The sequence below is a fragment of the Streptosporangium sp. NPDC051022 genome (genome assembly GCF_040683035.1).
Taxonomy (GTDB): Bacteria; Actinomycetota; Actinomycetes; order Streptosporangiales; family Streptosporangiaceae; genus Streptosporangium.
Genome location: NZ_JBFBCF010000001.1, coordinates 662,094 through 686,385, shown reverse-complemented (window position 1 = coordinate 686,385; position 24,292 = coordinate 662,094). Strand labels below are relative to the sequence as shown.

At 70.4% G+C, this 24,292-nt stretch carries 22 protein-coding genes; 7 read left to right on the top strand and 15 right to left on the bottom strand.

Annotated elements, in window-relative coordinates:
• Nucleotides 1-141: 141 nt before the first annotated feature.
• The 3 genes from groL to AB0N02_RS03250 all read right to left on the bottom strand — a co-directional run bounded on the left by groL (nucleotide 142) and on the right by AB0N02_RS03250 (nucleotide 2,880).
• Nucleotides 142-1,767 carry a chaperonin GroEL gene (gene groL / locus AB0N02_RS03260; protein WP_363942043.1) on the bottom strand — a complete coding sequence of 542 codons (1,626 nt, stop codon included), beginning with the start codon at nucleotides 1,765-1,767 and terminating at the stop codon, nucleotides 142-144.
• A gap of 90 nt (nucleotides 1,768-1,857) precedes the next feature.
• Nucleotides 1,858-2,169: a co-chaperone GroES gene (groES, locus tag AB0N02_RS03255; protein WP_184712660.1), complete on the bottom strand. Its 312-nt coding sequence runs from the start codon at nucleotides 2,167-2,169 to the stop codon at nucleotides 1,858-1,860.
• A 183-nt stretch (nucleotides 2,170-2,352) separates the two neighbouring features.
• Complete coding sequence (locus tag AB0N02_RS03250; protein WP_363942041.1) at nucleotides 2,353-2,880, bottom strand: MarR family transcriptional regulator; 528 nt, start codon at nucleotides 2,878-2,880, stop codon at nucleotides 2,353-2,355.
• A 107-nt stretch (nucleotides 2,881-2,987) separates the two neighbouring features.
• On the opposite strand from AB0N02_RS03250, the gene AB0N02_RS03245 reads away from it, so the two are divergent.
• The 4 genes from AB0N02_RS03245 (at nucleotide 2,988) to AB0N02_RS03230 (ending at nucleotide 7,964) form a co-directional block, all read left to right on the top strand.
• Nucleotides 2,988-4,331 (top strand): NAD(P)/FAD-dependent oxidoreductase, encoded by a 1,344-nt coding sequence (locus tag AB0N02_RS03245; RefSeq protein WP_363942039.1) that lies wholly within the window; start codon nucleotides 2,988-2,990, stop codon nucleotides 4,329-4,331.
• Between the two features lie 172 nt (nucleotides 4,332-4,503).
• Nucleotides 4,504-5,142 carry a Uma2 family endonuclease gene (locus tag AB0N02_RS03240; protein ID WP_363942037.1) on the top strand — a complete coding sequence of 213 codons (639 nt, stop codon included), beginning with the start codon at nucleotides 4,504-4,506 and terminating at the stop codon, nucleotides 5,140-5,142.
• A gap of 113 nt (nucleotides 5,143-5,255) precedes the next feature.
• Entirely contained in the window at nucleotides 5,256-6,422 is a 1,167-nt protein-coding gene (locus AB0N02_RS03235) for a class I SAM-dependent methyltransferase (protein WP_363942035.1), read from the top strand.
• A gap of 189 nt (nucleotides 6,423-6,611) precedes the next feature.
• Nucleotides 6,612-7,964, top strand: a complete 1,353-nt coding sequence (locus AB0N02_RS03230) for a hypothetical protein (RefSeq protein ID WP_363942033.1) — start codon at nucleotides 6,612-6,614, stop codon at nucleotides 7,962-7,964.
• Nucleotides 7,965-7,976: 12 nt separating this feature from the next.
• On the opposite strand, the gene AB0N02_RS03225 is transcribed toward AB0N02_RS03230, so the two are convergent.
• The gene (locus tag AB0N02_RS03225) at nucleotides 7,977-8,492 is read right to left on the bottom strand and encodes a MarR family winged helix-turn-helix transcriptional regulator (protein WP_363942031.1); all 516 of its coding nucleotides are present in this window, start codon (nucleotides 8,490-8,492) and stop codon (nucleotides 7,977-7,979) included.
• A 129-nt stretch (nucleotides 8,493-8,621) separates the two neighbouring features.
• On the opposite strand from AB0N02_RS03225, the gene AB0N02_RS03220 reads away from it, so the two are divergent.
• Nucleotides 8,622-9,716, top strand: a complete 1,095-nt coding sequence (locus AB0N02_RS03220) for an alkene reductase (protein ID WP_363942028.1) — start codon at nucleotides 8,622-8,624, stop codon at nucleotides 9,714-9,716.
• A 95-nt stretch (nucleotides 9,717-9,811) separates the two neighbouring features.
• Here the strand turns inward: AB0N02_RS03220 and tsaD are convergent, their stop codons facing one another.
• From tsaD to AB0N02_RS03170, 10 genes are all read right to left on the bottom strand, one after another.
• Nucleotides 9,812-10,843 carry a tRNA (adenosine(37)-N6)-threonylcarbamoyltransferase complex transferase subunit TsaD gene (gene tsaD / locus AB0N02_RS03215; RefSeq protein WP_363942026.1) on the bottom strand — a complete coding sequence of 344 codons (1,032 nt, stop codon included), beginning with the start codon at nucleotides 10,841-10,843 and terminating at the stop codon, nucleotides 9,812-9,814.
• A complete protein-coding gene (rimI, locus tag AB0N02_RS03210; RefSeq protein ID WP_363942023.1) occupies nucleotides 10,836-11,288 on the bottom strand; it encodes a ribosomal protein S18-alanine N-acetyltransferase in 453 nt (150 codons plus the stop codon). Before rimI ends, tsaD begins: the two co-directional genes overlap by 8 nt.
• Nucleotides 11,285-11,995 carry a tRNA (adenosine(37)-N6)-threonylcarbamoyltransferase complex dimerization subunit type 1 TsaB gene (gene tsaB, locus AB0N02_RS03205; RefSeq protein ID WP_363942504.1) on the bottom strand — a complete coding sequence of 237 codons (711 nt, stop codon included), beginning with the start codon at nucleotides 11,993-11,995 and terminating at the stop codon, nucleotides 11,285-11,287. The genes rimI and tsaB overlap by 4 nt, the downstream gene beginning before the upstream one ends.
• Before the next feature lie 234 nt (nucleotides 11,996-12,229).
• Nucleotides 12,230-12,778 carry a class F sortase gene (locus AB0N02_RS03200; RefSeq protein ID WP_363942020.1) on the bottom strand — a complete coding sequence of 183 codons (549 nt, stop codon included), beginning with the start codon at nucleotides 12,776-12,778 and terminating at the stop codon, nucleotides 12,230-12,232.
• Between the two features lie 6 nt (nucleotides 12,779-12,784).
• Complete coding sequence (locus AB0N02_RS03195) at nucleotides 12,785-13,411, bottom strand: hypothetical protein (protein ID WP_363942017.1); 627 nt, start codon at nucleotides 13,409-13,411, stop codon at nucleotides 12,785-12,787.
• Nucleotides 13,412-13,631: 220 nt separating this feature from the next.
• Nucleotides 13,632-14,084, bottom strand: coding sequence for a tRNA (adenosine(37)-N6)-threonylcarbamoyltransferase complex ATPase subunit type 1 TsaE (gene tsaE / locus AB0N02_RS03190; RefSeq protein WP_363942015.1), 453 nt, complete (start codon nucleotides 14,082-14,084; stop codon nucleotides 13,632-13,634).
• 22 nt (nucleotides 14,085-14,106) lie between these two features.
• A complete protein-coding gene (locus tag AB0N02_RS03185; RefSeq protein ID WP_363942012.1) occupies nucleotides 14,107-15,192 on the bottom strand; it encodes an alpha/beta hydrolase in 1,086 nt (361 codons plus the stop codon).
• Nucleotides 15,193-15,214: 22 nt separating this feature from the next.
• Entirely contained in the window at nucleotides 15,215-16,330 is a 1,116-nt protein-coding gene (gene alr, locus AB0N02_RS03180) for an alanine racemase (protein ID WP_363942009.1), read from the bottom strand.
• A 685-nt stretch (nucleotides 16,331-17,015) separates the two neighbouring features.
• Nucleotides 17,016-18,722, bottom strand: a complete 1,707-nt coding sequence (locus AB0N02_RS03175) for an NAD(P)H-hydrate dehydratase (protein ID WP_363942006.1) — start codon at nucleotides 18,720-18,722, stop codon at nucleotides 17,016-17,018.
• A 681-nt stretch (nucleotides 18,723-19,403) separates the two neighbouring features.
• Entirely contained in the window at nucleotides 19,404-19,754 is a 351-nt protein-coding gene (locus AB0N02_RS03170) for a holo-ACP synthase (RefSeq protein ID WP_363942003.1), read from the bottom strand.
• 370 nt (nucleotides 19,755-20,124) lie between these two features.
• Between AB0N02_RS03170 and AB0N02_RS03165 the strand changes: the two genes are divergently transcribed.
• Nucleotides 20,125-21,153, top strand: a complete 1,029-nt coding sequence (locus tag AB0N02_RS03165) for a hypothetical protein (protein ID WP_363942001.1) — start codon at nucleotides 20,125-20,127, stop codon at nucleotides 21,151-21,153.
• Here AB0N02_RS03165 and glmS read toward each other — a convergent pair.
• Nucleotides 21,140-22,984: a glutamine--fructose-6-phosphate transaminase (isomerizing) gene (gene glmS, locus AB0N02_RS03160; protein ID WP_363941998.1), complete on the bottom strand. Its 1,845-nt coding sequence runs from the start codon at nucleotides 22,982-22,984 to the stop codon at nucleotides 21,140-21,142. The two genes, AB0N02_RS03165 and glmS, sit on opposite strands and share 14 nt — an antisense overlap.
• A gap of 140 nt (nucleotides 22,985-23,124) precedes the next feature.
• On the opposite strand from glmS, the gene coaA reads away from it, so the two are divergent.
• A complete protein-coding gene (coaA, locus tag AB0N02_RS03155; protein ID WP_363941996.1) occupies nucleotides 23,125-24,057 on the top strand; it encodes a type I pantothenate kinase in 933 nt (310 codons plus the stop codon).
• Nucleotides 24,058-24,292: the final 235 nt, after the last annotated feature.

The window sequence follows — 24,292 nt, the reverse complement described above, 5'->3', positions numbered from 1 at the left end:
GAATATGTCGGCTATTGGTTAGAAGAAACTTTACTCCTTCAGGGCATCAGAAGATGACGCTTTGGGACGCGTTTCGGTTTACCGGAAAACGTAAACGGCTCGCATCCCCTCGGGGATGCGAGCCGTACGGATCGGTGAGGATCAGTGGCCGTGGCCGTGACCGTGGCCGTGACCTCCGGCGGCGGCCGGGGCCTCCTCCTCGGGCTTGTCCACCACGAGAGCCTCGGTCGTCAGCAGCATGCCGGCGATGGAGGCCGCGTTCTGGACGGCCGAACGGGTGACCTTGACCGGGTCGATGACACCCTGGGCGACCAGGTCGACGTACTCACCGGTGGCGGCGTTGAAGCCCTGGCCGACGGGGAGCTCGGCGACCTTGGTCGTCACGACGTAGCCCTCGCGGCCGGCGTTCTCGGCGATCCAGCGGGCCGGCTCGATGAGCGCCTTGCGGACCACGGCGACACCGGTCGCCTCGTCGCCGGACAGGCCCAGGTCGTCGAGGACCTTGGCGACGTGGATGAGCGCGGAGCCACCGCCGGAGACGATGCCCTCCTCGATCGCGGCGCGCGTCGCGGAGATGGCGTCCTCGAGACGGTGCTTCTTCTCCTTGAGCTCGACCTCGGTGGCCGCGCCGACCTTCAGCACGCAGACACCGCCGGAGAGCTTCGCCAGACGCTCCTGGAGCTTCTCACGGTCCCAGTCGGAGTCGGACTGCTCGATGGCGAGCTTGATCTCCTTGACGCGGTCGGCGATGGCCTGCGCGTCACCGGCGCCGTCCACGACCGTGGTGCTGTCCTTGGTGATCACGACGCGGCGGGCCGTGCCCAGGACCTCCAGGCCGACGTGCTCCAGCTTGAGGCCGACCTCCTCGCTGACGACCTCGCCACCGGTGAGGATGGCGATGTCCTGCAGCATGGCCTTGCGGCGGTCACCGAAGCCGGGCGCCTTGACCGCGACCGAGGTGAAGGTGCCACGGATCTTGTTCGTGACCAGGACCGCGAGGGCCTCGCCCTCGACGTCCTCGGCGATGACCAGCAGCGCCTTCTTGGTCTGGGCGACCTTCTCCAGCAGCGGCAGGAAGTCCGCGACCGAGGAGACCTTGTTCTGGTTGATCAGGATGTAGGGGTCCTCGAGGACCGCCTCCATGCGCTCCTGGTCGGTGACCATGTAGGGCGACAGGTAGCCCTTGTCGAACTGGAGACCCTCGGTGAACTCCAGCTCCAGGCCCATGGTGTTGGACTCTTCGACGGTGATGACACCGTCCTTGCCGACCTTGTCGAACGCCTCGGCGATGAGCTCACCGATCTTGGCGTCCTGCGCGGAGATCGTCGCCACGTGGGCGATCTCCTTCTTGTCCTCGACCGGCCTGGCGGACTCGATCAGCCTGTCGCTGACGGCCCGGGCCGCGAGGTCGATGCCGCGCTTGAGGGACAGCGGCTGGGCACCGGCGGCGACGTTGCGCAGACCCTCGCGGACCATCGCCTGGGCGAGGACGGTCGCGGTGGTCGTGCCGTCACCGGCGATGTCGTTGGTCTTGGTGGCGACCTCCTTGGCCAGCTGGGCGCCGAGGTTCTCGTACGGCTTCTCCAGCTCGACCTCACGCGCGATGGTGACGCCGTCGTTGGTGATGGTCGGCGCACCGAACTTCTTGTCGATGACGACGTTGCGGCCACGCGGGCCGAGGGTCACCTTGACCGCGTCGGCGAGAGCGTTGACACCACGCTCGAGAGCGCGGCGCGCGTCCTCCTCGAACGACAGGATCTTGGGCATGACGGTCCTCTCTGAAAGTACGTCGGCGCATCAAAGCCCCGGGCGCTCTCGCGACCCGGGGCTCGATACGTCATCTCTGCGAAGCGTGGATTACTTCTCGATGATGGCGAGCACGTCGCGGGCGGAGAGCACGAGGTACTCCTCGCCGCCGTACTTCACCTCGGTGCCGCCGTACTTGCTGTAGAGGACGACGTCGCCCTCCTTGACGTCGAGCGGGATGCGCTTGTCGCCGTCCTCGTCCCAGTTGCCGGGGCCCACCGCGAGGACTTTGCCCTCCTGCGGCTTCTCCTTGGCGGTGTCCGGGATCACAAGGCCGGAAGCAGTGGTCTGCTCGGCCTCAAGCGGCTGGACCACGATGCGGTCGCCGAGCGGCTTAACGGGAACCTTGGTGGCGGTCGTCACGTCGGACCTCCCCTTCAGATTTGAATGATCTAGAAGAGGCGACCAGCGGTCTGCCGTCGCGGGTGTCAGACCTGCCTCGTCGCATGTATCTGGCACTCTCACCGGGAGAGTGCCAATACGGAACAGTATGCAAGGTGGCCTTGACAGTCAACACGAAGCGCCCTCATGCACCGTACGCGAACGTCAAACCCTCCGCCGCCCGGCGGCCGGCAGGCCCCTGACGCGCTCCACTTCGCTCTCGTACAGCCCCCTGGAGCGCCGCAGGAAGTCCAATACGATCCGCAACTCGGCGTCGGTGTAGTTCGCGGCCACGCGGCCCCCTCTCTCGACGATGGGCCCGTACAGCTCCGCGACCCTGTCCCGGGTCTCCCGCGTGGCGCGCACGACCACCTTGCGCCGGTCCCCCGGGTCGGGGGAGCGCGTCAGATATCCCGCCCTCTCAAGGCGATCGAGCATCGCGGTCACGCTGCCCGTGGTGAGCCCCAGCTCGCCCCCGAGAACGCTCGGCGTGACGGTTTCGCGCCGGATCAGGACCTCGAGGCAGCGCAGGTCGGTCCTGTTCACCCCGAGGCAGACGGCGACCGCCTCGTCGAAGGCGTCGACCGCCGCCTGTCCCGCCTGGACCTCCTCCCCCAGCGCCCCTCTGAGATCTTCCTCACCGCCGCCCCCGTCCCGCGCCGTCCAGAAGTCACCGGAATTTTCTCTTGACATTCAAGTCTCTCTACAATCAAGCTAAATATGTCTCGAACATCAAGATACAAGGCGTTCGAGGAATCCGTACAGCACACCCGCGAACCCCTTCCCGGCAGGAGCCTCCAATGTCCTCTCCGCACGTGATCGTCATCGGCGCCGGCACCGGCGGGATGTGCCTGGCCCACGGCCTGCGGCGCGCCGGGATCCCGGTCTCCGTCTACGAACGCGACCGCACCCGCGCCGACGGTGTGTACGGCTACCGCGTCGGCATCGACCCGACCGGCAACCACGCGCTGAGGGAGTGCCTGCCACGGGAGCTGTTCGACACCTACACCGCCACCTGCGCGAGGCCGCCCGCCCACCTCAACGTGCTGACGGAGAGGCGCAAGACGATCGCGTCCTTCCCGCTGCCCGACAACCACGACCCCGTCGACAGTGAGCGCTCCGTCTCCAGGATGACCCTGCGCCAGGTGCTGCTCACCGGGATGGAGGACGTCGTGCACTTCGGCAAGGCCTTCACCCACTACGAGCGCAACGACGACGGCACCGTGACCGCCTTCTTCGCCGACGGCACCTCGGCGACCGGCGACCTGCTCGTCGCCGCGGACGGCACCGGCTCCAGGGTTCGCAGGCAGTACCTGCCGCACGCGGAGATCAAGGACACCGGGGTGATCGCGGTCTCCGCCAAGGTCGAGGTGACCCCGAGGACCAGGGCGCTGCTGCCCGACGAGGTCTTCAACGGGATCTCCCTGACCTTCGCACCGAAGGGCCGGTTCTGCATCTGGCACGTCATGGAGTTCAAGTGGGACCGCGACGGCACGGTCAAGCACGGCATCGGCGGCAACGACGCCGAACTGATCGGGCGGTGGCCCGGCCTGCTGTACGACAACACCCGCGACTACATCAACTGGGGCTTCTCCGCCTCGGCCGACAAGTTCCCGCCCGACGTGATGGACCTGCGCGGCGAGGAGCTCAAGCAGGTCGTCCTGGACATGACGCCCACCTGGCACCCGGACATGCGGGAGCTGTTCAAGGCCGCCGACCCCGGAAGCTGCGTCCCGATCGCCATCCGCACCTCGGTGCCGATCGCCCCCTGGAAGAGCACCAACGTCACCCTGCTCGGCGACGCCATCCACACCATGACGCCCGGCCACGGCGTCGGCGCCAACACCGCCCTGCGCGACGCGATGCTCCTGTGCAGGCGACTCGTCGACGTCCGCGACGGCGCCAGGCCGCTGCTCGACGCCGTGGCCGCCTACGAGGCGGAGATGATCCCGTACGGCTTCGCCCGCGTCGCCGACTCCCTCGCCCAGAACGGCACCAACGGCGCCGACCCCCTGCACAGGCCCTTCGTCGGCCGCGCGGTCCTGGCGGCGAACCGGACGTTCTTCCGCGCGACGAACCGCATCCCCGCGCTGCGCAGGAAGTTCCTCGCCGACCTCACGGCCTACCGCGCGGCGGACGCCTGACCCCTGCCACGCGTCGCGGTTCCGGATGAACTCCCGCGTTTTCCTGCGACATCGGGCCCCGGTTCGGGGAACATACGGCTTCGGGGAACATACGAGGGCGACGAGCGAGCACCGAGGGGAATGTAATCCGATGACCACGAACGGTAACGGAAAAGACGCTACGGTGAGCGACGTGACCAGCACGCTGAGCGAGGAGACGAGCGCAACGCGCGAGGTCGGCGACCCACTCGCCAACTGGCCCTACCCTCCGCCCGGCGGGTGGACGGCCGACGACCTCGACCGGCTTCCCCAGGAGGGCCCCCACGGCGAGCCGGACTTCTTCAAGCACGTCGAACTCGTCGATGGAGCCCTCATCTTCATGTCCCCCCAGAAGCGTTTCCACGAGTACGTCCTGTACGGCCTGCGGACCAGCCTCAACGCCCAGGCGCCCGACCGCCTGAAGGCGGTGACGCAGATGGACGTCGTGCTCGGCCCGAGGCAGCGGCCCTGCCCGGACGTCCTGCTCATCGACGGCGAGGTGGCGAAGGACAGATCCCGCACCGCCTACCGCCCCGAAGAGGTGCGCCTCGTCATCGAGGTCGTCTCCCCCGAGTCCGAGTTCCGTGACCGCGAGGTGAAGCCGAAACGCTACGCCAAAGCGGGCATTCCGCACTTCTGGCTGGTGGAGAACAATGCCGACGAGCCCGTTGTCTACGTCTACGAACTCGATCCGGTCAACCATTCCTACGCCGTCACCGGCATACACCACGGACGCCTCAAGCTCACCGAGCCGTTCCCCATCGACATCGACCTCACCGAGCTTCCCGACTGACAAATCCAGAAAGATTCGTGAAACCGCCTCGTCGAACCAGCGACGGGGCGGAGTTTTCTCGCATCCGACCACCGGGAACCGGCCGTCCCGCCGAGGCGGTAGCGTCGGGTGGCGTGGACCTTGACGCATTCCAGGAGCTGCTGACCCCGCACGGCCAGGAGGCCCTGAGGGCGGCGGCCGAGCTCGTGGGAGACGACCCGGTGGCGGCGGTGACGCGCCTGCGGAGGACCTACGACGCGAACCTGACCTCGGCGGCGCTGACTCAGGCCACGCTCAGGCGGCGCGCGGCCGAGAAGTTCGGCACCGACGCCGAGCTGATGTACTTCACCCCGAACGGCCTGGAGCAGTCGACCCGCCGCGAGGTGGCCGACCACCGCGCCCGGCGCATCGCGGCCGGTTCCCGGGTCGCCGACGTCTGCTGCGGCATCGGCGGCGACGTCCTGGCGCTGGCCAGGGCCGGTTGCGTGGTCGAGGCGGTGGACGCCGACCCGCTCACCGCCGCGGTCGCCCGGGCCAACGCCGACGCCCTGGGGTTCGGCGACCGGGTCTCCGTCCGCGCGGCCGACGCCGCCACGGTCGACCCCTCCGCCTTCGACGTCCTGTTCGCCGATCCGGCCCGCCGTACGGCACGCGGCAGGACCTTCGACCCGGCGGCCTACTCGCCCCCCTGGCCCGAGGTGCTGGAGATGGCGGCGAAGGCCCCCGCGGCCTGCCTGAAGGTCGCCCCGGGCATCGCCTACGAGTTCATCCCGCACGACGCCGAGGCCGAGTGGGTCTCCTACCGGGGCGACGTCAAGGAGGCCGTGATCTGGTGCGGCGGGCTGGCGGGCGAGGCCGGGCGCAGGGCGACGATGCTGCCGTCCGGCGCGACGATGACACCCGATCCCGCGCTGGGCCAGGCGGAGCACGGTCCCGTCGGCCGCTACGTCTACGAGCCGGACGGCGCGGCGATCCGGGCCCACCTCGTCGCGGAGGTGGCCGCGGCGGTCGGCGGGCGCCTGCTCGACCCGCACATCGCCTACATCACCGGCGACACAGCGGCGCGGACCCCGTGGGCCTCGCGGTACGAGGTCCACGAGATGCTGCCCTTCTCCCTCAAGCGGCTGCGGGCGGCGCTGCGGGAGCGCGGGGTGGGCAACGCGACGATCAAAAAGCGGGGTTCGGCGGTGGACGTCGAGCGCCTGCGAAAAGACCTCAGGCTCTCCGGTGACGGCTCCGCGGTCGTCATTCTCACCCGGATCGGGGAAAGGCCGTTCGCCATGATATGCACCCCTTCCTGAGCTAGAAAAACCCCGAAAAACGACAATTCACCGGCAATCACGATCTTTTAAATTCGGCATGGAAAACCCTTGATCCAGAGCTAGGGTTTCCGGGCGGGAGTTCTCCCCCGCCTGCGGTTCGACCGCGTTCACCAGTAATCCGTGCCCCCCGACCACGCGGCCGACCGTCGGCGAGCGAAGGAGCTTCCTGTGGATCACTCCGACCACACCCTGCTCCAGGCAGGCAGCCAGACCGCCATCTCCGACCGGATGCGCGAGTTGCTGGCCCGCGCCGCCCAGGACCACGTTTACGAGCAGCGCACCCAGGGCGCGGTGCTGGACGAGATCCGTCAGCGCCTCGAGGGCATGGAGTGGCTGCTGCGGGAGGTCAGGGAGCGCGAGCTGGGCGGGCTGAGCGGCGCGCTCGAGTCCGTCACCGTCCGCCTGGACGACATCTCGGCCCGGCCTCCCGCGTGGGCCGAGAGCCTCGCTCAGCACGTCGAGGCCGCCCGCGACCACATCGACGTCGTCGGCGAGCGCGTCGGCTCCGTCGGCCGGGGCGTGGAGTCGGTGGGCGAGCGGGTGATCCCCCTGGGCGAGCTGCCGAGCCTGTGGGCCGACGTCAGCGCCGTGGGAGAGAGCGTCGAGGAGGCCCTCGGCCGGCTGCGGTCGATCGCCGACGAGGCCAAGGGCACCGGTGACCGGATGGACGACGCCACCGGGCACCTCGGCCGGATCCAGGCGAGCATGGAGGCCGCCGCGGGCCGGTTCACCCGCCTCGACAAGGCGATGGGCGAGCTGACCCAGCGCGTGGGGCGTCTTGAGACGGGGATGCCGGAGCTGGCGGCGGGCGTCCGGGAGATCGTCGACGGCGCGACCGGCCGCCTGCTCACCGCCGTCGAGCAGGTGAACGTCAAGGCCGACCTGGCCGTCTCCGGGCTCGACGACCTGGCCGACGGCGTCGAGGACCGTCTGGGCGGGATCGACGGCCGCCTGGCCGCCCTGCACGAGCAGGCGGACGTCACGGGCTCCCGTGTCGCCGCGGCGGACACCCGCCTGGGCGAAATCGCCGCCCGCCACGGGGGACGCTTCGACACCCTCGACGAGCGCCTCGACGACATCGAGGGCCGGGTCACCAACCGGGCCGACTCCGTCGACTCCCGCCTGTGCGCGCTGGACGCCCACGTGGAGCGGGCCGCCGGACGCCTGGAGAGCGTGGACGAGCGCGTCGCCGCCCTTGAGGGGCGTCTCGACAGCCTGTCGGCCACCCTGGACGTCGGCGACGTCCACAAGAGCGTCGGCACGCTCATCGGAACCACGGCCGACGACCACACCAAACGCCTCGACGCCCTGGACGAGCACGTCGCCCAGACACGCTCGGCCCTGGACCCGCTGGCCGACCTGCTACGCGCCCAGCCCGACCGTGAGCAGCTCACCGAGGCCCTGACCCGGATCGTCGAGCCGGCCCACGCCGACCTCACCCGCCGCCTGGGCGCCCTTGAGGAGACCATGCTGGCCCTCGCGGAGGCCCTCCTGCGCCCCACCCGCAACGACAAGGACTGACCCCCGGGCGGCTCAGCAGGGGCCGTCGCCGTGCTCCAGGCCTCCGTCACACGGCATCTCGCGGCACAGGTTGCCCCGGACCACCCCCAGCAGCACGGACAGCTCACCGGCCTGCTCCGCCGTCAGCCCCTGGGTCATCCGCCGGTGGACCTCCGCCAGAACGCGCTCGACCTCGGGGCGCAGCAGGTCTCCCTTGGGGGTGGTGCTCACGATGCTGATCCGCCGGTTGGCCGGGCTGGGGGTGCGGCTGACGAACCCGCTGCGTTCGAGGCGCTGCAGGGTCTTGGTCATCGTGGACATGTCGATGCCGATGAGCCTGGCCAGCACGTTCTGCGGCTGCGGGCCCCGCGACCAGAGGACGGCCAGCGCGCGCTCCTGACCGGGGTACAGCTCGACCTCCGCGAGCAGCGCGGCCAGCAACGTGCGGTGGCCGCGGGTTGCCTGGACCATCAGACAGTTCAGGGTGTCACCGGACTCCCCGCAGGCCTCGACCTCTCGCAATCCTTCATCCAGCCGCGGAACGGTCATTTCAAGCCTCCTGTTCACCACCCAGCCTACCGCTTGCAAGTTGGCCGCCCAAGTTGTAGAAATTAGTCATTGGCCGACCAAGTTGGTCGCCCAAATTAGCCGACCAAGTTGATCTCGAAAGGATCCGCCATGCCCTTCTCACCGTTCAGGCTCGGCCGGCTCGAGCTGCCGAACCGTCTGGTCATGGCGCCCATGACCCGCTCACGCGCCTACGTCGACGGCATCCCCTCCTCGCTGACCGCCCTGTACTACGCCCAGCGGGCCTCGGCGGGCCTGATCGTCTCCGAGGGCGTGCAGCCCAGCCCGGCCGGCAAGGGATACATGGACACCCCGGGCCTGCACACCGACGCGCAGGTGGCCGGGTGGCGCGAGGTCACCGACGCCGTCCACTCGGCGGGCGGCCGGATCTTCGCGCAGCTCATGCACGCGGGCCGGGTCGGCCACCCCGACAACACCGGTCTGGTGCCCGTCGCGCCGTCCGCGGTGCAGTCCGGAGGGCAGATCTTCACCCCGAACGGCATGCAGGACCTTCCCGTCCCCGCGGAGCTGACCGTCGCCGAGATCGAGGCGACCGTCGGCGACTTCGCCGACGCCGCCCGCCGTGCCGTCGACGCCGGATTCGACGGGGTCGAGCTGCACGGGGCGAACGGCTATCTCATCCACCAGTTCCTGTCGAGCAACGCCAACCTGCGTGACGACCGCTTCGGCGGGTCCGTCGAGGGCCGGATCCGCTTCGCCGTGGAGACCTCCCGCGCGGTCGCGGAGGCGATCGGCGCCTCCCGGGTCGGCATCCGGCTCTCCCCCGGCAACGGCGCCCAGGACCTGGCCGATGACGACGCGCACGAGGTCTATCCGGCCCTGCTGGCCGAGCTCTCCGAGATCGGCCTGACCTACGTGCACTACATGGCGGGCAGCGTGCCGGAGCTCGACGGGCGGATCCGTTCCCTGTGGCCGCACGCGCTCATCGTCAACGACTCCACGCTGGGCGACCCGGCGACCACCGTCGCCCACTGGCTGGACCAGGGCGCCGACCTGGTCGCGCTGGGCAAGTCCTTCCTGGCCAACCCCGACCTCCCGGTGCGCCTGCGCCTGGGCGCGCCGCTCAACGAGCCCGACTTCGCCACCGCCTTCGGCGGCGACCACACCGGCTACACCGACTACCCGACGCTCGCCCTCCCCCCGACGCTCGCCCTCCCCCCGGCGCGGGAGCCCCAGCCGGCGTAGAGGCCCCCGGTCAGCGAGGGCCCCCGGTCAGCGGAGGCGCCTGGTCAGCGGAGACACCCGGTCAGCGGAGACACCCGGTCAGCGGAGACACCCGGTCACACGTACACCGTGGTGATCGGCAGTGAGGAGTCGGCGGGGATGTCCTTGAAGGAGGGGGCGACCCCGGCCGCCACCAGGTCGGAGCCCAGCGCGGCCACCATGGCCCCGTTGTCGGTGCACAGTCCGGGGCGGGGGACGCGCAGCCGTACGCCGGCGGCGTCGCACCGCTCCTGGGCCAAGGCCCGCAACCGGGAGTTGGCCGCCACGCCGCCACCGATCAGCAGGTCCCGCACACCGTGGTCGCGACACGCCTGCAGGGCCTTGCGGGTCAGCACGTCGACCACGGCCTCCTGGAAGGAGGCGGCGACGTCGGGCACGTGGATCGACTCGCCGGACCGCTCCCTGGCCTCGACCCAGCGGGCCACGGCGGTCTTCAGCCCGGAGAAGGAGAAGTCGAGCGTCCCGTCGTCGTGTTTGCCGCGCGGGAAGGCGATGGCCGTGCCGGAGCCGTCCCGGGCGACCCGGTCGATGTGGGGGCCGCCGGGGAAGGGCAGGCCGAGCACGCGGGCGACCTTGTCGAACGCCTCACCCGCCGCGTCGTCCACGGTCGAGCCCAGCGGGATGACCTCCTTGGCGACGTCGGGCACCAGCAGCAGGGAGGAGTGTCCGCCGGAGACCAGCATCGCGATGCAGGGCTTGGGCAGGGCGCCGTGTTCGAGCTGATCCACGGCGACGTGGGCGGCCAGGTGGTTCACGCCGTACAGGGGCACGCCAAGTCCCAGCGAGTAGGCCTTGGCGGCGGCCACACCGACGAGCAGGGCGCCCGCCAGGCCGGGTCCGGCGGTCACCGCGATCGCGTCGATGTCGGTGAAGCGCAGGCCCGCCTGCTCCAGCGCCCGCTCGACGGTCGGGGTCATGGCCTCCAGGTGCGCCCGGGAGGCCACCTCGGGCACCACGCCGCCGAAACGGGCGTGCTGCTCGACGCTGGAGGCGATCGTGTTGGCCAGCAGGGTGTGCCCCCTGACGATGCCGACTCCGGTCTCGTCGCAGGAGGTCTCGATGCCCAGCACCAGGGGTTCGTCACGCATGGAGATCCTTCTTCATCATGATCGCGTCGGTGCCGTCCTCGTAGTAGCGGCGGCGCACACCGATCCGGCCGAATCCGAACCTGTCGTAGACCGCCTGGGCTCCGGGGTTGTCGGCACGCACCTCGAGGAAGATCGACCGCGCGCCCCGCCGTACGGCCTCCTCCAGCAACTCGGTCAGCAGGGCGCCGCCGATCCCCGCGCGCCGGTGGCCCTCCAGGACGGCGATGGTCTGCACGTCGGCCTGGTCCCCGGCGGCGAAGAGACCGGCGTAGCCGACGATCGCGCCGTCGACCAGGGCGACCACGTAGTGCCTGGTCCTGGGCTGGTCGTCCAGCTCGCCGCGGAGCATGCCCTCGCTCCAGGCGTCGAGCGGGAAGGTCTCCTGCTCGATCTTCATCACCGCGGACAGGTCGTCCAGGGTCATCCGGCGCAGCGTCGAGGTCATGTGAAGACCTTCTTCGGCGCCGAGGGGACCTGGGCGTCGGGGCGGCGCAGATATATCGGGCGGGGCAGGCTCAGCACGGGGTGCGTGCCGCTCTCCACGACCTCCCTGACGTCCTGCTCGCCGGGCCGCCCGGCCTGCCCGGCCTGCCCGAGTTGCTCGGCGGCCAGCGCCGCCAGCGCCCCCGCGAAGGGGTACTCCGGGGCGTCCGCCAGCCGGGAGGCGCCCAGGACCTCGGCGTACATCCGCGCGCCCGCGCCGACGACCGGAAGGTCGGCGGGCAGGTCGTGGGGCTTGTCGACGGAGGGCCCGGACAGCCGGGTGCGCGGGTCCTCGTAGTGGCCCCAGAAGACCTCCTTGCGCCGCGCGTCGGTGGCCACCAGGAACGGCCCGGTCAGCCCGCTGCCGTAGGCGACGGCGTCGAGCGTGCAGACGCCGTAGGCCGGGACGCCCAGCGAGGCCGCCAGGGCCTGGGCGGTCACCAGGCCGACTCTCAGCCCGGTGTAGGGACCGGGGCCGGCGCCCGCGACGACGGTCGTGACGTCGGCGAGCGAGACCCCTGCCTCCCGCAGGACCGTCTCGATCGTGGGCACGAGCAGCTCACCGTGACGACGCGCGTCAACCGTCGTCGACTCGGCGAGGACCCTCGCACCGTCGTGCAACGCTGCGGTGACGGCGGGGGTCGCGGTATCAAAGGCCAGGACCAGCACGAACAATTAGCCTAGTCCGTCCCGCGAGGGGCGGCGGGCCGTCCCGGAGAGCGGACGCCCTCCGGCGGGCCGGATCCGGCGCTCCGCCCGGCCTGCCCGGCGCCCTCCGGGAGCGTGGGACGGCAGGTCCCGGAGGGGCGCTGAGGGTTCCGGAGGGGCGCGGAGGGTTTCGGAGGGTCAAGCGGGGGACGGAGTGCCCGGAGGAGCAGGCGGGGGACGGTGGGGCGCGGAGGGTCAGGTTTTGACGAGGGTCGCGTAGACGATGACGTTGTCGCGATACTCGTGCTTGTTCCAGTCGAAGCTTCCGCCGCAGGTGATGAGCCGCAGGCCGTCCTGGAGATAGACCTTGTCGGCGGGGAAGCGGTCCTTGCTCACCTGCTCGATGGAGTCGACCCGGTACTGCGCGACCTTGCCGTCGCTGCGCGCGACCTTGATGACCTGCCCCTCCCGCATCTGCTTGAGCCGGTAGAAGACGGCGGGGTCGGTCTTGGTGTCGACGTGCCCGAGGATCACCGCGGAACCGGGGTCGCCGGGGACCGCGCTCTCCTTGACCCATCCGGCCGTGTCCGGCTTGTCGAACGGCGGGACGTCGATCTCGCCGTTCGTCACGCCGAGCTTCATCAGGGGTGCCTTGATGCCCAGCGACGGGATGTCGAGACGGCTGGGCACGACCGCCCTGCGGGAGGGCGACGACTCCTCGCCGCCCTTGTTGACGGCGACCATGACGGCGCCGGTGACGAGTCCGGCCACGACGATCCGTGACCAGCGGGGGGAACCTGCCATCGGGTGCTACGAACGGCGTCGGCGCATGACCACGAGTCCGGCGCCGCCCGCGACGGCGACCACCAGCAGGGTCCCGGTCACGCCGAACGGCATGCCGGAGTCGTCGTGCGGGCCGCCCGCCGCGGTGCCGCCGCCGCCCGTGCCGGGACCGTGGGTGCTGATGACGGTGCGAGTCGGCTTGGGATGGGAGCTCGGCTTGTCGGTGGGCTTGGCGGACGGGTCGGAGCCGGCCACGATCCTGAGGCTGGCCTTGCCGGTGTCGTTGGTCCCCTCACATCTGGTGTTGACGTCGTAGACGCCGGCGTCCACGCCGTCGGCGATCGTGGCCTGGCCGCGGACCCAGGGCCGCGCCGTGGGGGTGCTGTCGGCCGAGGCCGACGGGCTGGGAGTCGCGAGAATGGGGTCGAGCGTGACCGCCGCCTGGAAGGCGGTGGAGGAGGCGGTGCCCCGGTGCTCGGGGCCGCCCTCGGGGATCGGGCAGTTGGCCAGCACCCACACCTTCTGCCCCGCCTTGGCGCGGGCCGGCTGGAGCTGAACCTCGATGTCCTGCCGGCTGCTCACCGGCTGCTGGGCGACGGGGGACGCGTTCTCCCCCGTGGTGCCCGAACTGGCCTGGGCCGTACATCCGGCCACTCCGAAAAGGGCGATAGCCCCAAGAACCGCGACACGTTTCACCCTTGGCACCGTCGCACTCCACTTCGCAGTCCGGCCGACGACCCTCGCCCGGCTAACTTCCCGCCTGTTTCCCATTAAACATGGGCATACCCGCAAGAGTCGATCTTCGAGCTTGATGATCTATATCAAGTGGGACGTAGTGCCAGCGTGCCAGGAATCCCGTGTCTACGGGGGTGAATCAGACAACACCCTCCCAGCGGGCGCCGATTCCGCGCAGCCGTACCGTCCGCTCCTCGCCGGGTTCGGCGGACTCCGCGCGCTCGATGAGGATCTCAAGGCGGTCGTCGGCGAGCCCCTCGACCAGGCCCTCGCCCCACTCCACGACCGTGACCGACTCCTCCAGGGAGGCGTCCAGATCGAGGTCGTCGACCTCCAGGTCCCCGCCGAGGCGGTAGGCGTCGACGTGCACCAGCGGGGGGCCGCCCGCCAGCGAGGGGTGCACCCGGGCGATGACGAAGGTCGGGGAGGTGATCGGCCCGCGCACCTTCAGCCCGTCGGCGATCCCCTGGACCAGGGTCGTCTTGCCCGCGCCGAGCGGTCCCGACAGCACCGCCAGGTCTCCCGCGCGCAACAACCCGGCCAGCTCGACACCCAGCTCGCGCATCTTCTCCGCGGTCGCCACGACTCTCACCGCTCGGTCACCTCCGTAGCTCTCACTGCTCGGCCACCTCCGTCGACGGTCCCGCACCCTCGGTCGCCGCGCGCTTGAGCAGGTCGCGCAGCGCGTCGTTGACGACGGTCGGGCGCTCCAGCTGGATCAGGTGCGAGGTTCCGGGAACCTCGGTGAGCTGGGCACGGGGCAGGGCCTCCGCCATGGCCCTGCTGTGTTCGACCGGCGTCAGCCAGTCCTTGTCGCCGACGATGATAGAGGTGGGAACGTCGTCCAGGACGCTCAGTGCGCCGAGCTTGTCGTGTGACATCAGCGCGGGGTAGAACTCGGCGATCACCTCGAAGGGCGTGGAGCGGATCATCGACTCGGCGAAGTCGACCACCGTGGGGCTGACGTTCCTGGGGTCGCCGAAGCCCAGGTGGCGCAGGATCAGGAAGGCGACGTCGTTGCCCGCCTGGCGCCCCCTGTCGACCAGCGTGCCATTGCGGCCCAGGAGGGACACCGTGCCGGGCGTGACCTTGTGCACCGCCTTCGACAGCAGCGCGGGCAGGCCCAGGGAGACCTCGGCCAGCTTGCCCGCCGAGGTGGAGATCAGCGCGACGCCCTTGATCCTGTCGCCGAACAGTCCCGGATGCCGGTCAGCCAGTGCCATGACGGTCATACCGCCCATGGAGTGACCGACCAGCACGCACGGTCCGGGCACCAGCGCCTCGATCACCTCGGCCAGGTCGTCACCCAGGCGGTCGATCGTGGAGTCGCCGGCGGAGGCGTGGGGCGAGCGTCCGTGGGCGCGCTGGTCCCACAGGACGAGCCGGTAGGAGTCGCGCAGGTCACGCCGCTGGTAGTGCCAGGAGTCGAGGTTGAGCGTGTAGCCGTGACAGAACACCACGGTCAGCGGGGCGTCCTCCGGGCCGTCGACCTCGGCGTAGAGGGACACGCCGTCGGAGGTGCCGACCGTGGTCTGCCTACCGCGCAGCTCGCCCAGCGGCTCGTTCACCTCCAGGTCCGGACGGAGCCTGATGCGGCCGACCGCGTACCGCTTGGCGAGGGCCGCCGCGGCCACCCCGGCGGACGCGGCACCGACAACGGCTCCCGCTATGCCGACCTTGCGCCGTGTGGTGTTGCTCATGCGACCCCCAGCCATACCTCTCTCACAGGTAAACGCGTGAAACCCGTGGACCGATCCTGGTCACGATCTCATGTGTGATCGTGCCAAGGGAATCCGCCCACTCCTGCAGGGTCGGCTCACCTCGCGAACCGTCACCGAACAGGATCACCTCGTCACCTTCCGCCAGCGGGTCGTCTCCCATGTCGATCACGAACTGATCCATGCAGACCCGCCCGGCGATCAGCCTCCTCCGCCCGCCCGCAAGCACCTCGGCCCTGTTGGTCGCGTGCCGCTGGACGCCGTCCGCGTATCCGAGGGGGATCAGGCCGAGCGTGGTCTCGCGCTCGGTGACGTAGAGGTGCCCGTAGGACACCCCGGTCCCCGCGGGCACCCGCTTGGCCATCGCGACCCGGGCCACCAGGGTCATCGCGGGGCGGAGCCCGAAGTCGCCGAGCTCGGGCACCGGACTCAGGCCGAAGACCGCGATGCCCGGCCGGATCATGTCGTAACGCGCCTGCGGCAGCGTCAGCGTCGCCGCCGAGTTGGCCATGTGCCGGATCACGTGGGATCCCGCCGCGCCCGCCTTCTCCGCGATGGCCAGCGCCTCGTCGAAGACGCTCAGCTGGGCCTCGATGGACGGATGCCCGGGAATGTCGGCGCAGGCGAAGTGCGACCAGAGCCCGGCGACCTCGATCGCGCCCTCGGCCTGCCACATCATGGCACGGTCCACAAGGGCGGACCAGTCGGCGCCCGACGCGCCGCCTCTGCTGCCACCGGTGTCCGCCTTCAGGTGCACCCTGGCGACCCTGCCCGTACGGCCCGCCGCCCCGGCGATGGCGTCGACCAGCCACGTGGCACCCGCCGACAGCTCCACGTCCTGGGCTACCGCGTCATCGAGCGGCTCGCCCGGCGGGATGATCCACGACAGCAGCGGAGCCGTGATCCCCGCGGCCCTTAAGCGCAGCGCCTCGCGGATGTAGGCCGTGCCGAGTCTGGTGGCACCGCCCTCCAGGCAGGCCGCGGCGGTGGGGACCAGACCGTGTCCGTAACCGTCAGCCTTGACCACGACCATGGTCTCCGCGCCAGGGGCATATTCCCTCAGCAACGCGACGTTGTCCCTGATCGCCGAGAGGTCAACCCGCGCCTCGGCAGGGTTCATCGAGCAGCTCATCCCCCCAGTCTCGCAGGTCAGCGCTCTTAACCACGCAGACGCCTCATTCGTGGAGCAGTGGTGCGGAAGATAACAGGCCCGTGCGCATCGGACTTCGCGGCCTCGGCGAGACGTCCGAAAACACTTGCCGAAACGGCATTTCCAGCCCATCCGATACCCCCGGAAGGGCCTCCCCGCCTCCTCCCGGCACCCCCGGAAGAATTTTCCCGCTTCCCTCAACACCCGCCGGAAAAACCTCCCCGGCTCCCTTGACCTCCGCCGGAGAACCCTCCTGCCTCCCCTCCGGCACCCGCCGGAAGAACCCGCCCGTCTCCTTCCGACACCCCGGAAGGGCTCACCCGCTCCTTCGACGCCCTCCGATGGAACCGCCCGGCGACCTCTCCCCGACCTTCCTGCGGAACCGCCCGGCCTCCCCCTGACCCCCCGGCGGAACCGCCCGGCCTCCCCCTGACCTTCCCTGCGGAACCGCTCGGCCTCTCCTCGACACCCGGCGGAAGGACCCGGTGGAAGGACCAGCCCGCTTCCTCCGGTGCCCTCCCGGTGCTCTTCGCCGACCCCACCCTTCCGCTCCGCGACGCCCGCCGTACCTCTCCTCGGTCCCGCCGGTTCCCCGGCCCCGTCGGCGGCACCCCGTCACGGCGCTCCGTCACGACGGCCCGTCAGTGGCGGCCCGTCAGTGGCGACTCGGCGGACGGCTCGCGACCGACCTCATGGCGTCGGGGACGGCTTCCAGGACGTCCCACGCGGACAGCGGGCCGTCCGCCCCGGCGAGCCCGTGCAGATGGGCCGCGCACGAGGCGGCGTCGTACGTGCCGAGCCCCGCGGCCAGCAACGCGCCGGTGAGCCCGGCCAGCACGTCGCCGGTGCCCGCGGTGGCCAGCCATGAACTGCCGGTGAGGTTGACCCGGACCGGCATCCCGTCCTCGGCGACCAGCGTGGTCGCCCCCTTGAGCAGCACGGTCACCCCCAGTTCGGACGCGGCCCGCCGTACGTGCTCGACGCCGCGGGCCTCGATGCGCTCCCTGGGCACCTCCAGCAGGCGCGACAGTTCCCCCGCGTGCGGGGTGACCAGCACCGGCGCCTCCCGGCGCAACAGCGACCCGTCCTGGGCGGCCAGCGTCAGCGCGTCGGCGTCGACGAGCACGGGGACGTCACTGGCCAGCACCGAACGGGCGAGCGCCAGGGCTTCGGGGCCGGTGCCGAGTCCCGGCCCGAGCACCCACGCCTGCACCCGGCCGACCTCCTCGATCCCCTGTCCCGGCTCCAGCTCCGTGATCACGGCCTCCGGCCAGCGGGCCCGCACCTGCGCCACCGGCTCGGCGACCCCCGCATAGCGGACCATGCCCGCCCCCGCCCTGATCGCCCCGCCGACGGCCAGCACCGCGGCGCCGGTGTAACGGTGGCTTCCCGCGGCGATGCCGACCACGCCCCTGCGGTACTTGTCGGAGCGGGCGTCGGGCCTGGGCAGCATCGACGCCACGTCGGTGCCGGTCAGCGCGGTCAGCGCGGGATCCGGAAGGTACGGCCCCAGCCCGATGTCGACGAACTCGATCCGGCCCGCGTGCTGCGCGCCCGGAGTGACGAGCAGCCCTGCCTTGTAGGCGCCGAAGGTGACCGTGACATCCGCCCTGACCGCGCGCCCGTCCACCTGCCCGTCGGCGGCGTCGACCCCGCTCGGCACGTCCACCGCGACGACCGCGCCGGACGTCTCGCCGGCCAGTTCCGCCAGGGTCGCGTACGGCTCGCGCAGTGCCCCCTTCCCCCCGATGCCGACCAGGCCGTCCACGACGAGGTCCGCCGCCCGGACGAGCGCGCGTACCGTCTCCCCCCAGCCGTCCTTCGCCCGTGGAACGCCCCCCGGACGAGCGGTCTCCCCGTCTCCGGGCACACTCCCCCGATGCGCGCTCTTCCCGTTTCCTGCCCCGTCCCCCGGGTGGGTTCCCTCCCCACCACCGGCTCCGTTCCCCGAACGCGCCGCCTCCCCGTTCTCGCGCGCGACCTTCAAGGAGGCGGCCTCTCCGTCCCGGGAGACGGGGGCCGCAGCGGTGGCGCTCACGGACGTGGCGCGAATGTCCGTCACGCGGCCTCCCTCCCGCCGCAGCGCGGCCAGGCCGGCCCCGTGCACCCGGGACCCGGCCAGGATCGCGTCGACCCGGGCGCCCCTGGCCGCCAGGCGCGCTCCGGCGTAGAGCGCGTCTCCCCCGTTGTCACCCGCGCCGACCAGCAGCACCACGCGCGAGCCGTACACACCGTCGAGCATCGCGGCGCAGGTCACGGCGAGTCCGGTGGCGGCCCTGCCCATGAGAGTGCCTTCGGGCAGCTTCGCCATCAGCGTCGCCTCTGCCGCCCTGATCTGATCGGAGGTGTATGCGGTCAACATGGTTCGACGGTATCCCGAGCCGATCATCACCCCCCGCTCCGGCACCCCGAACCCCCACCACTTCCCACCCCCAACCCCACCCCCTCCACCCCGCACACACCATCACCCGCCCCTCAACCCACGTCCAAACCCCGACACCCCAACACCACTCCCGCCCCCGAACCCCGACACCGCCTCCCTATCCACACACACCACCACCCGACCCTCAACCCGACACCACTCCCCACGTCCAAACCCCGACACCGCCTCCCAGTCCCCACACACACCACCACCCGACCTTCAACCCGACACCACCTCCCCGTCCCCACACACACCACCACCCGACCCTCAACCCGACACCCCGACACCACCCCCACCCCCACCCCCGACACTGCCTCCCGATCCCTGCGCACACCCCCACGTCCAAACCCCGACTCCCCGCCCCCGTCCCCGACATCGCCTCCTGATCCCCGCACACACCACCGCCCGATCCGCAACCTCAACGCCACCACCCACACCACCGCCCGTGCCTGTCCTTCCACGGCGCCGGTACGGCGAGCGGTGACACAGACCTCATCGGCGCCCACGAACGGCGCGCACCCCGAAAACCACCGGCACCCACCCCACCAAACGCCCAACACCCACGATCACCGCTGCACGGACGCCCCTTCACAGCAGAGGTTCGCGATCACAGCTGTGGGATCAGCTTTCGGCGATCACGTAGGCGACGGCCACGCCTCCGTCGTGTGTCAGCGACACGTGCCACCGGGTCACGCCAAGTGTCGCGGCGACCTCGGCGACCCGGCCGCTGACGTGCAGCTCGGGCCTGCCGTACTCGCCGGTGCGCACCTCGGCGTCGAGATGGGCCAGCCCGGGAGGCGCGCCGAGTGCCTTGGCGACGGCCTCTTTCGCCGCGAACCGCGCCGCCAGGGACCGTACGGCCAGCCCACGCTCAGCCTCGGTGAACAGCCGGGCCCGCAGTGCGGGGGTCCGTTCCAGCGTCGCCTCGAACCGGGCCACGTCCACAACGTCGACCCCGATACCCACGATCACGGCTTCAGGTTAGTTGCGATGACCACACCTCTTCACCGCGGAACATCGGCGCGCCGCAGACCCCGCCGTGTCCGGGCCGCCCACGACACCGTGTCCGGGCCGCCCAGGACACCGTGATCGGGCCGCCCAGGACACCGTGATCGGCCGCCCATGGCACCGTGTCCGGCCGCCCGTGATGCCCATACACTCAGCCCCGGCAGGGCGCATCTCATCGGCGACCGATCGCCCCATCTGACCGGTCGGCCCTCTTCCCTCTTTTATGCCCCGGCAATCCATAGACGTTATCCACAGGCTGTGGAATCGCGCCCCGCGGCGGGAAACAGAGCAGCTAGGGTGGCTCCAAGATCCCTCCCCGCCACAGGATGTGAACTTGGTCACATTAGCCATCGCCGTCGTGCTGACGGTCGTCGCGGCCCTGTGCTGGTCCGGCGAGGTTCATCCGCACCGTCTCGCCCCGTTCGCTCGGCGCCAGGCGTTGTCGATCACTCCGGCGGGCGAGCCGTTCGTCCGGCACTACCTACGGCTCACCCGGATGTGGCGGTCGGCGGGACTGGCGGCCGGGATCGCCTTCCCCTATGCCCTTTTCTACTTCCCGGAGATAGCCGGGCCGCAGCTGGTGTACGCCCTGCTCGACCCGTTCACCGGCTGGTTCCTGGGCGTGCTGGGCGCCGAACTGGTGCTCGGCGCCCGCCATCCGACCGGCCCCGGCGCGCGGACCGGTTCGCGGCCACGGCTCCTGTCCCCGCTCGCCACCCGATTCCTGTACGCCGGGGTCGCGCTGAGCGTACTGAGCCTGATGGCCAAGCTCGGCGGCGTCCTGTCCCGGGGCGTACCCGGCGAGGTGTTCGTGGACGTCTCCTCGACCATCCTGAGCGTCGCGGTGTCGATCGGCTCACTGTTGCTGATCCGTTCGCTCCGCTCGCGGCCCATTCCCGCCGTCCCCGCGGACGCCGTCGCGGCGGTGCTCGCCACCAGGTCCCGATCCGCCCACGTGCTGGCCACCGGCAGTCTGGTCTCCGCCTACAACTGCTACTGGTGGACCATGGGTCCCGTGCCGGAAGGGGTGGATCTGGCGCTTTACGTCCTGACCCCGGTCCTGTGGATCGGGGCTTTCATCGTGGGCACCAGAGCGTGGGCGATCACCGTGGGCACTCCCTCTCCCCCGGCTTCCCCCGGTCAAGCCTCCACCTCCGATCCCGGCCCCGATCCCGGCTCCGCCCCCACCGAGGACCCCGAACACGCCCAGGATCCCGGACACACCCAGGATCCCGGACACACCCAAGGCCCCGGTCCCGCCCAAGACCCCGCCCCCGTTTCCGTTCCCGGCACCGTCCCCGCTCCCACCACGTCCTCTCCCTCGTCCCCCTCCTCCGACGAGACGCTCCCTACTCCACCGTGACCGACTTGGCCAGGTTGCGCGGCTGGTCGACGTCGTGCCCCTTGGCCGTTGCCAGCTCACAGGCGAACACCTGCAGCGGCACCGTGGCGACCAGCGGCTGGAGCAGGGTCGGCACCGCGGGAACGCGAATCAGCGTGTCGGCGTAACGCTCGACCGCGGTGTCGCCCTCCTCGGCGACGACGACGGTCTTGGCCCCCCTCGCCCGGATCTCCTGGATGTTGGAGACGATCTTCTCGTGGGTCACCCGCTGGCCCGTGGGCGACGGCACCACGACCACGACGGGGAGTCCCGTCTCGATCAGAGCGATCGGACCGTGTTTGAGCTCCCCGGCCGCGAACCCCTCGGCGTGCATGTAGGCCAGCTCCTTGAGCTTCAGCGCCCCTTCGAGCGCGACGGGGAAGCCCACGTGGCGGCCGAGGAAGAGCACGCAGCGCTCACCGGCCAGCGAGCGGGCCAGCTCACGGACGGGCTCCATCGTCTGGAGCACCTCCTCGATCCGCGACGGCATCTCCCACAGCCCGGCGATGATCTGGGAGATCTCGTCGCCGAACTTGGTCCCCCTGACCTGGGCGAGATAGAGCGCCACGAGATAGCAGGCCACCAGCTGGGTGAGGAACGCCTTCGTCGAGGCGACGGCGATCTCCGGCCCCGCGTGGGTGTAGAGGACGGCGTCGGATTCGCGCGGGATCGTGGAGCCGTTCACGTTGCAGATGGCCAGCACCCGGGAGCGTTGCTCGCGGGCGTGCCGTACGGCCATCAGCGTGTCCATCGTCTCACCGGACTGGCTGATCACGACGATCAGCGTGTCGAGGGTGAGGATCGGGTCCCGATAGCGGAACTCACTGGCCAGCTCGACCTCGCACGGGATACCCGCCCAATGCTCGATGGCATATTTCGCGATGAGTCCAGCGTGATAGGAGGTACCGCACGCGACCACGATGATCTTATTGATATCCCGCAGTTCCTGGTCGGACAGCCGCATCTCGTCCAGCGTCAGCAGCCCATCGGCCCCGACCCTGCCGAGCAGCGTGTCCGCGACCGCGCGCGGCTGCTCGGCGATCTCCTTGAGCATGAAGTGGTCGTAGCCGCCCTTCTCCGCCGCCGAGGCGTCCCAGTTCACGTGGTAGTTACGCGTCGGGGCGGGAGCGCCGTCGAAGTCGGTGATCGTGATCTCCGACGCCCGTAGCCTGACCACCTGGTCCTGGCCGAGCTCGATCGCCTCCCGCGTGTAGGCGATGAAGGCCGCCACATCGGAGCCGAGGAAGTTCTCCCCCTCTCCCCGCCCGACCACCAGCGGCGAGTTGCGCCGGGCGCCGACCACCGTGTCCGGCTCGTCCACCGAGACGGCCAGCAGCGTGAACGCCCCCTGCAGACGCCTGCACGTCCGGCGCATCGCCTCGGCCAGTCCCAGCTCCGCCGACTCCTCCAGCAGGTGCGCCACCACCTCGGTGTCGGTGTCCGAGTCGATCTTGTGCCCGTTGTTCTCCAGTTCGGCCCGCAACTCGGCGAAGTTCTCGATGATGCCGTTGTGGATGACCGCGATCCGGTCGTAGCAGTCGGTGTGCGGATGGGCGTTGCGATCGGTCGGCGCGCCGTGGGTGGCCCACCGGGTGTGCCCGATCCCGGTCGTCGCGGGGGGCGCGGGCCGTTCGGCCAGCATGGAACGCAGGTTGACCAGCTTGCCCGCCCGCTTCTCCACGGTGAGCTCCCCGTCGGTCCCGACGAGCGCGATCCCCGAGGAGTCATAGCCCCGGTACTCCAGCCGCCCCAGCCCCTCGACGACCACGTCGACGGCCTGCCGTCTGCCGACATATCCCACGATGCCGCACATGGAACCCCCTCTTGTCCATGGGAAAAACCGAGCAACGAGCCTAGGGAGAACCTGCCCTGACGCTCAGGGATCCTGCCGGGCATCGGACAAAGCCGTCCCCACCGAGAGGCACTTTTGACCGATCAGTAGGCTTCGGGACTATGGCCAACGGTTGGGACGCGACGCCGTACGTCGAGCTGAGCCGGGCGCAGTGGGGCGAACTCCGTAAGAACACGCCACTGACGCTCACCGAGGACGAGCTGGAGGAGTTGCGCGGCGTCGACGATCCGATCGACCTGGCCGAGGTCACGGACATCTACCTGCCGCTCACCCGGCTGCTCAACCTGCACTTCACCGGGGCCAGGCAGCGCGGCGCGGCCGTCAACACCTTCCTCGGCGCGGGGCAGCGGCCCTCGCCGTACATCCTGGGCATCGCCGGAAGCGTCGCGGTCGGCAAGTCGACCACCGCCAGGCTCCTGCACACCCTGCTGGCCCGGTGGCCCGAGCACCCCAGTGTCGAGCTCATCACCACCGACAGCTTCCTGTACCCGAACGCGGTCCTCGCCGAGCGGGACATCATGCACAGGAAGGGCTTCCCGGAGAGCTACGACCGGCGGGCCCTGGTGAGGTTCGTCGCCGACGTCAAAGCCGGTCTGCCCGAGGTCAGCGCCCCGGTCTACAGCCACCTCGAATACGACATCGTGCCCGGCGCGGCCCAGACCGTGCACCGGCCCGACATCCTCATCGTCGAGGGCCTCAACGTCCTGCAACCCGCCCCGCCGACCGCCCTCGCGGTCAACGACTACTTCGACTTCTCCATCTACGTGGACGCCAAGGTCGAGCACATCCGTGACTGGTACATCGACCGTTTCCACAAGCTGCGCCGTACGGCCTTCGAGGACCCCAAGTCCTACTTCAGGCACCTCGCCGAGATGTCCTACGAGGAGGCGACCGCGTTCGCCAAGGACGTCTGGCGCGACATCAACGAGCGCAACCTGCTGGAGAACATCGCCCCCACCCGGGGCCGCGCCGGCCTGGTGCTGCACAAGGGCGCCAACCACTCCGTCCGCCGCGTACGGCTCCGCCGCATCTGACACCGGGGAGCCCGGTAGACCGGTCTCTCTCACCGATGTGACCCCCGAAGGCGCAAGGACAGCCGGCGCGTCATGGAAGGTGACCACACCGGCACCGTCCTTCGATCACCGGATCATCGGCGGCGAGCTCGGTTCGTTGTTCCTTCGCGACGTGGGGGGATGCTCGTGGATCCGCCGCGCATCTCGCCTGGAGCCGAGAAGAAGACGGAGGGCCCGGATCGCGCTGATCCGGGCC